This is a genomic window from Mycobacterium sp. E1715 (assembly GCF_001667625.1).
Lineage (GTDB): Bacteria > Actinomycetota > Actinomycetes > Mycobacteriales > Mycobacteriaceae > Mycobacterium.
This window is the reverse complement of record NZ_LZJJ01000207.1, coordinates 1-4,775: the sequence shown is the minus strand read 5'-3', so window position 1 is coordinate 4,775 and position 4,775 is coordinate 1. Positions and strand designations below refer to the sequence as shown.

7 protein-coding genes and 1 pseudogene are annotated in these 4,775 nt (G+C 68.8%); 3 read left to right on the top strand and 5 right to left on the bottom strand.

Annotated features, from left to right (window positions below; translation table 11 throughout):
- Positions 1 to 122: pseudogene (locus A9X03_RS11410) on the top strand (cutinase family protein); the annotation flags it as partial.
- A gap of 8 nt (positions 123 to 130) precedes the next feature.
- On the opposite strand, the gene A9X03_RS11405 reads toward A9X03_RS11410, so the two are convergent.
- The 4 genes from A9X03_RS11405 to A9X03_RS11390 all read right to left on the bottom strand — a co-directional run bounded on the left by A9X03_RS11405 (position 131) and on the right by A9X03_RS11390 (position 3,529).
- Entirely contained in the window at positions 131 to 865 is a 735-nt protein-coding gene (locus A9X03_RS11405; protein WP_197694430.1) for an Rv3717 family N-acetylmuramoyl-L-alanine amidase, read from the bottom strand.
- Positions 866 to 911: 46 nt separating this feature from the next.
- On the bottom strand, positions 912 to 2,099 hold the full coding sequence (locus A9X03_RS11400) for a condensation domain-containing protein (RefSeq protein ID WP_156675673.1): 1,188 nt from the start codon (positions 2,097 to 2,099) through the stop codon (positions 912 to 914).
- A gap of 150 nt (positions 2,100 to 2,249) precedes the next feature.
- Complete coding sequence (locus A9X03_RS11395) at positions 2,250 to 2,906, bottom strand: enoyl-CoA hydratase-related protein (RefSeq protein WP_068261086.1); 657 nt, start codon at positions 2,904 to 2,906, stop codon at positions 2,250 to 2,252.
- Positions 2,903 to 3,529 (bottom strand): TetR/AcrR family transcriptional regulator, encoded by a 627-nt coding sequence (locus A9X03_RS11390; RefSeq protein WP_067781849.1) that lies wholly within the window; start codon positions 3,527 to 3,529, stop codon positions 2,903 to 2,905. Before A9X03_RS11390 ends, A9X03_RS11395 begins: the two co-directional genes overlap by 4 nt.
- A 119-nt stretch (positions 3,530 to 3,648) precedes the next feature.
- Between A9X03_RS11390 and A9X03_RS11385 the strand changes: the two genes are divergently transcribed.
- Positions 3,649 to 3,858 (top strand): three-helix bundle dimerization domain-containing protein, encoded by a 210-nt coding sequence (locus tag A9X03_RS11385; RefSeq protein ID WP_067781847.1) that lies wholly within the window; start codon positions 3,649 to 3,651, stop codon positions 3,856 to 3,858.
- Here A9X03_RS11385 and A9X03_RS11380 read toward each other — a convergent pair whose 3' ends face one another.
- A complete protein-coding gene (locus A9X03_RS11380) occupies positions 3,859 to 4,164 on the bottom strand; it encodes a DUF6636 domain-containing protein (RefSeq protein WP_369831291.1) in 306 nt (101 codons plus the stop codon). It lies immediately after the preceding gene.
- A 216-nt stretch (positions 4,165 to 4,380) separates the two neighbouring features.
- Here A9X03_RS11380 and A9X03_RS11375 point away from each other — a divergent pair.
- Positions 4,381 to 4,775 (top strand): DUF6636 domain-containing protein (locus A9X03_RS11375; protein ID WP_156736165.1); only part of this gene is annotated, 395 nt, incomplete at its 3' end.

The following is a 4,775-nucleotide window of genomic DNA, read 5'->3' as shown; positions in this document are numbered from 1 at the left end:
TCTCCGCCCACAACACCTACGCCGACGACGGCGCCATGATCGACAAGGGCGTCGCCTTCGCCTCCAGCCACCTCGACATGGGTGGGCCGGCGACCGCGCCGGTCAGGAGCTTCGGCGGCTGAGCGATTGCTCAGCCGGACTTGGCATTCAGGAACGCCACGATTCCCTGGGTGACCGCGTTGGCGTAACGCGCGCGGCCGTCCGGGCTTTCCATCCGCGCGGCGTCCTCGGCGTTCTTCATGTTGCCGAGTTCGACGAGGATCGCCGGGTACTGGGCCAGGTTCAGCCCCGCAAGGTCGTCGCGGCCGTAGAGGCCGTTCGAGCCGATGTAGTTGGCCGGCTGAAAGCCCGCCTGCGCCAAGGCATCCCGCATTGCGGTGGCCAATTGGACGGCGGGGCCGGCCTGCACGTCGTTCAGGGGCGGGCTGGAGTAGTTGACGTGGAATCCGCTGCCGGACGCGGGTCCGCCGTCGGCGTGGATGCTCACGATCGCGTCGGGGCGCATCGCGTTGGCGGCCGCGGCGCGCTGATCCACGCAGGGGCCGACGGAGCCGTCGTCACCGCGCGACAGCTGGGTACGCACGCCCAGCTGGTTGAGCGACTGGTTGATCAGCGCCACGACCGCCCAGGTGAACGCGTGCTCGGGATAGCCGTCGTTGGTGGCGGCCCCGGATGTCTGGCAGGCCTTGGTCCCGCCGCGGCCGTTGGGGACCTGCCGGTTGATCGACGCGTCGTTCACGGCGTTGTGCCCCGGGTCGAGGAAGACGGCCGACCCGGCGACGGAGGCGGAGGCGGAGGGAGCGGTTACCAGGGCCCCGGCGCCGAGCAGCGCCGGAGCCAATCTCAGCACGTCGCGACGGGAAATGGGTCCCGGCCGGCCGGGGCGGTCAGTCACCGCGCGATGGTAACAATCAGCGCTCCTGCACGGCAGCCAGCAGGGCGTCGCCGACGCTCTTCAGGAAGGTCGCCGGCACGCTGTAGCCGCAGGTCGTCATCCGCAGCCTGCCCTCGAAGGTGGTGATGCCGGTGACGTACTCGCCCTCGGTCTGGCTTTGCACCACCGGGCCCCACACCGCCGTGGGCCGCAGCGCGCCCGAGCCGTCGAGGTTCTGCACGCCGAGGTTCGTGACGATCATCTCGAACGGGCAGACGCGGCTGAACAGTTCTTCGGCGTGGTCGACTTCGGCGTCGACCGCGATCGCTTCCGAGACGGCTTGCGAGGCGGTGCGGATTCCACGCGCCGACCGCGCGACGTCGAGGTGTGCGGTGGTCGCGCGGGCCTGCTCCCAGAACGAAACACCATCCCAGGGCGACAGGCCGGTCCAGGTCGATTGGATGAAGAGGCCGCAGTCGCCGCCGACGCCTATCAGCCCCCGGAAGTTGATCGGGTTGAGCACTCGCACAAAGTCTTCGCCACGCACGGCGGCCCGGACGCGGCACATCGCGACGACCAGCGCCGCGTGCACGGTGGTGCGTTCCTCGCGGCATCGCTGGGCCAGCAGCGCGGTGTCCACTTCCGCCATCGCCATGGTGTGCACGTTGGTCGGGGCGCCGTCGAACGGGCGGATGGCGCTGGGCACCCGCATGCGTGGATCGTCGGGCAGCTCCCGTGGCGCGATCTCGCCCAGCGTGCGGGCGACGAGGTCCTCCTGGGCTTGGGGCACAGGCAGATTGGGCAGGTCCGCGCCGTTGAGCGCGGCAACGACATCCTTGAGCACCAGCACCGAGGAAATCCCGTCGGCGAGCGTGTGGTCGAACGTCAGCACCAGCGCACTGCCGGTTCGCCCCTGCAGCAGCGACGCGCGCATCAGCGGCGCACGCGAGCGGTCGAATGGCCGGCTGAGCTCGTCCGCCGCGACGGGCTCCCACGACTCGGCGCGGTGGACGGTCAGGGTGATCGGTGGGACGGTGGCGGCGCGGTAGAAGCCGAGCCGCGAGCCGGGCTGGTCCTCAACGTGTGCGGACAACAAGGGATGTCGTCGTTGCGCGGCGGCCAGCGCAGGCCTCACCTTGTTTGCGGTGAGCACTTGGTCGAACTCGGCAACGAGCGAGAAGTGTGTCGGATTGCGTTCGCTGTAGCGATAGAAGAGCCGTTCCATGGCACCGATGGGGCGAATAAATTGTGCTGCGATCACCAAGTCTCCAAACGTCTTTGAGGCACTGCGACACACTGCAGACGGCCGCCGGCGACGTTTGGTTCAGCACGGTGCGCGAAATCGGTTGAGCGTTAACGCAAATGTCACGCGGGCTCAGACGTCGGTCAACGCCCGGGCCGCGGCGCGGAACATGGTCTGCTTGATCGCCCCCAGCGTGCCGGGGTCCTTGCCGCCCAGCGGGCGCAACAGGTCGGTCGCCGCGGCGGTCACCTCGGCCTCGGCGGCGGTCGCGTCGACGATGCCGAATTCGGCGGCCTCCTCCCCGCCGAACCGGCGCCCGGTCGTCATCGAGGCCACCGCGGCGCGGGGCGTGAGCTTGGCCTGGATCAGGGCGGCCATGCCGTCGGTGAACGGGATGCGGATGTCGACCTCGGGGAAGCAGAAGAACCCGCGGTCGGCGCGCATCACCCGCACGTCGTGGGCCATCGCGAGCATGGCGCCGGCGCCGAAGGCGTGCCCGGTCACCGCGGCGGCCGTCGGCATCGGGAAGGTGAGGACGCGGGCCAGCAGGGCCTGCACCCGCGCGACGTAGGACTGGGTCTGGTCGGGGTGAGCGCCCAGCCAGTCCAAGTCCAGGCCGTTGGTATAGAACTTGCCGCCCGCGGTGGTGACCAGGCCCTGCGCACCGGCCTGCTGAATTTCGTCGAGCTGCCCGTCGATCGCGTCGAGAAACTCTGGGGAGAAACGGTTCTCGTCCTCGCCGAGGCGCAGAATCGCGATCTTGTCGTCCCAACTCAGTGTCGGTGTCATGTCGTGGCCCTTTCTCTGGTCCTGCCTCGGGGCGCCCCGAGGTCGAGCACGGCGGCGACCGCCGCGCGCAGTCGTTCCCGGGCGTCGGGGTCGTCGATCCGGTTGCGGCGCAACAGGATCGCGGTCGGTAGGTCGACGATGCACGTCGTGATGACGTCGACGGCCGCGGCGTCCTTGCGGTCCCACAGGCGGCGGGCCAGCCGGATCATCGTCTCCACCAGCAGCCGGTCCAGGTCACGCAATTGGGTGGCGATGTCGGGCGGCATCTCCGGACCCAACAGCTCGTCACGGCGCACCGTCAGCAAAAGTTGCGACGACTCGGGGTGGGTTTCGGCGAACACGGCCGGCGCCTCGGCCGCCGCCACCACGGCGGCGACGCCGTCTTGGTCGGGGGCGGAGTCGATCAATTCGCTTTGGGCGCTGAGGAATCGGTGCCCGGCCCGCAGCCAGGCGCGCCCGACGAGTCCCGCGCGCGAGCCGAACGTGTGGTACAGCGCGCCGTTGGATACGCCGATCGCGTCACTGATCGCGCGAATCGTGACCGACGCCGGCCCGGAGCGCACCGCCAGCCGTTCGACGGCATCCAGGATCCGGTCCTGGTCGTGAACGCGGGGGCGCGGCATGCCGCCATAGTAACAGAGCAATCGCTCTATTATGGGTTTACGTGATCGCAGCAACCGCTTAACGCGCTCGGCGGTTGAAACCCGTTTGACAGCGAGCGCCGACCGGGAACACCGTGCTCATGGGTAAGGTCACTCAGGTCAACGAAGAGGCGGTGTTGGCGGACATCGAGCGGCAACTCGTAGATGAGTTCCCGCACATCCCATCGAACGTCGTCGACGCCCTCATCCGCGAAGAGCACGCCCGGTTCACGCACAGCCGCGTACGGGATTTCGTTCCGTTGTTCGTGGAGAAACACACCCGCGAGGAGCTCAGGCACCGGTCGAACTAGCTACTTCAGGTTGAATGCCTCCCGCGACACCCGGAAGTAGTGCCCGGTGCTGCTGTCGGTGCACGTCATGCCCGACGGCTCGCTGTCGCAGGTGATCGTGCCCGCGGACTGGGTCTGGCCGTAGTCGAGGGTCGGCTCGCCGGCGAAGCGCAGGGTGTCGCCGTGGCAGTGGATGGCGGCCGGCTCGCCCAGGTTCAACACGAAGCGGTTGCCCCAGGCGAGATGCTTGCCGCACTCCGGTGGCGGCGGTGGCTGGTAGTCGAAGTCGCTGATGTCGCACGCCACACCGAAGCCGCCATCACGCAGGTGACGTCGCCCGAGGGCGACTGGAAGTGGTAGAGCGGGTCCGCGTGCGCCGGGCCCACCGCGGTCGCGGCCGCCAGGAGCGGAACCGCGGCGACCATTGATGCCTTCATGATGACGTTGTAATCCTTTTGGGCGGCCAGGTGAAGGCCCCCGCGCAAACTCATTTCGGGATTATCGGTCCGGTCCACCGGCGCACAGGCTTACGCTCAGCAAATGATGAGGACCCTCGCTGTCGCCGCCGCGACGGTCGCGGCCGCCACCGTGATGCCGGCGACCGCGCACGCGGACACCCAGAACTTTCAATCGCCGTCCGGCAACATCTACTGCGTCCTGGGCGGCTTCGGTGTGGCGTGCGACATCAGCGACTTCGACTACCAGCCACCGCCGCCACCGGAGTGCGGCAAGCATCTCGCCTGGGGCAACCGCTTCGTGTTGAACCTGGGCGAGCCGGCCGCCATCCACTGCCACGGCGACACCCTGCGCTTCGCCGGCGAGCCGACCCTCGACTACGGCCAGACCCAGTCCGCGGGCACGATCACCTGCGACAGCGAGCCGTCGGGCATGACGTGCACCGACAGCAGCACCGGGCACTACTTCCGGGTGTCGCGGGA

Coding starts and splice junctions, on each gene's coding strand:
- A9X03_RS11400 (WP_156675673.1), bottom strand. CDS start 2,099: ATGGAACGGCTCTTCTATCGCTACAGCGAACGCAATCCGACACACTTC.
- A9X03_RS11395 (WP_068261086.1), bottom strand. CDS start 2,906: ATGACACCGACACTGAGTTGGGACGACAAGATCGCGATTCTGCGCCTC.
- A9X03_RS11390 (WP_067781849.1), bottom strand. CDS start 3,529: ATGCCGCGCCCCCGCGTTCACGACCAGGACCGGATCCTGGATGCCGTC.
- A9X03_RS11385 (WP_067781847.1), top strand. CDS start 3,649: ATGGGTAAGGTCACTCAGGTCAACGAAGAGGCGGTGTTGGCGGACATC.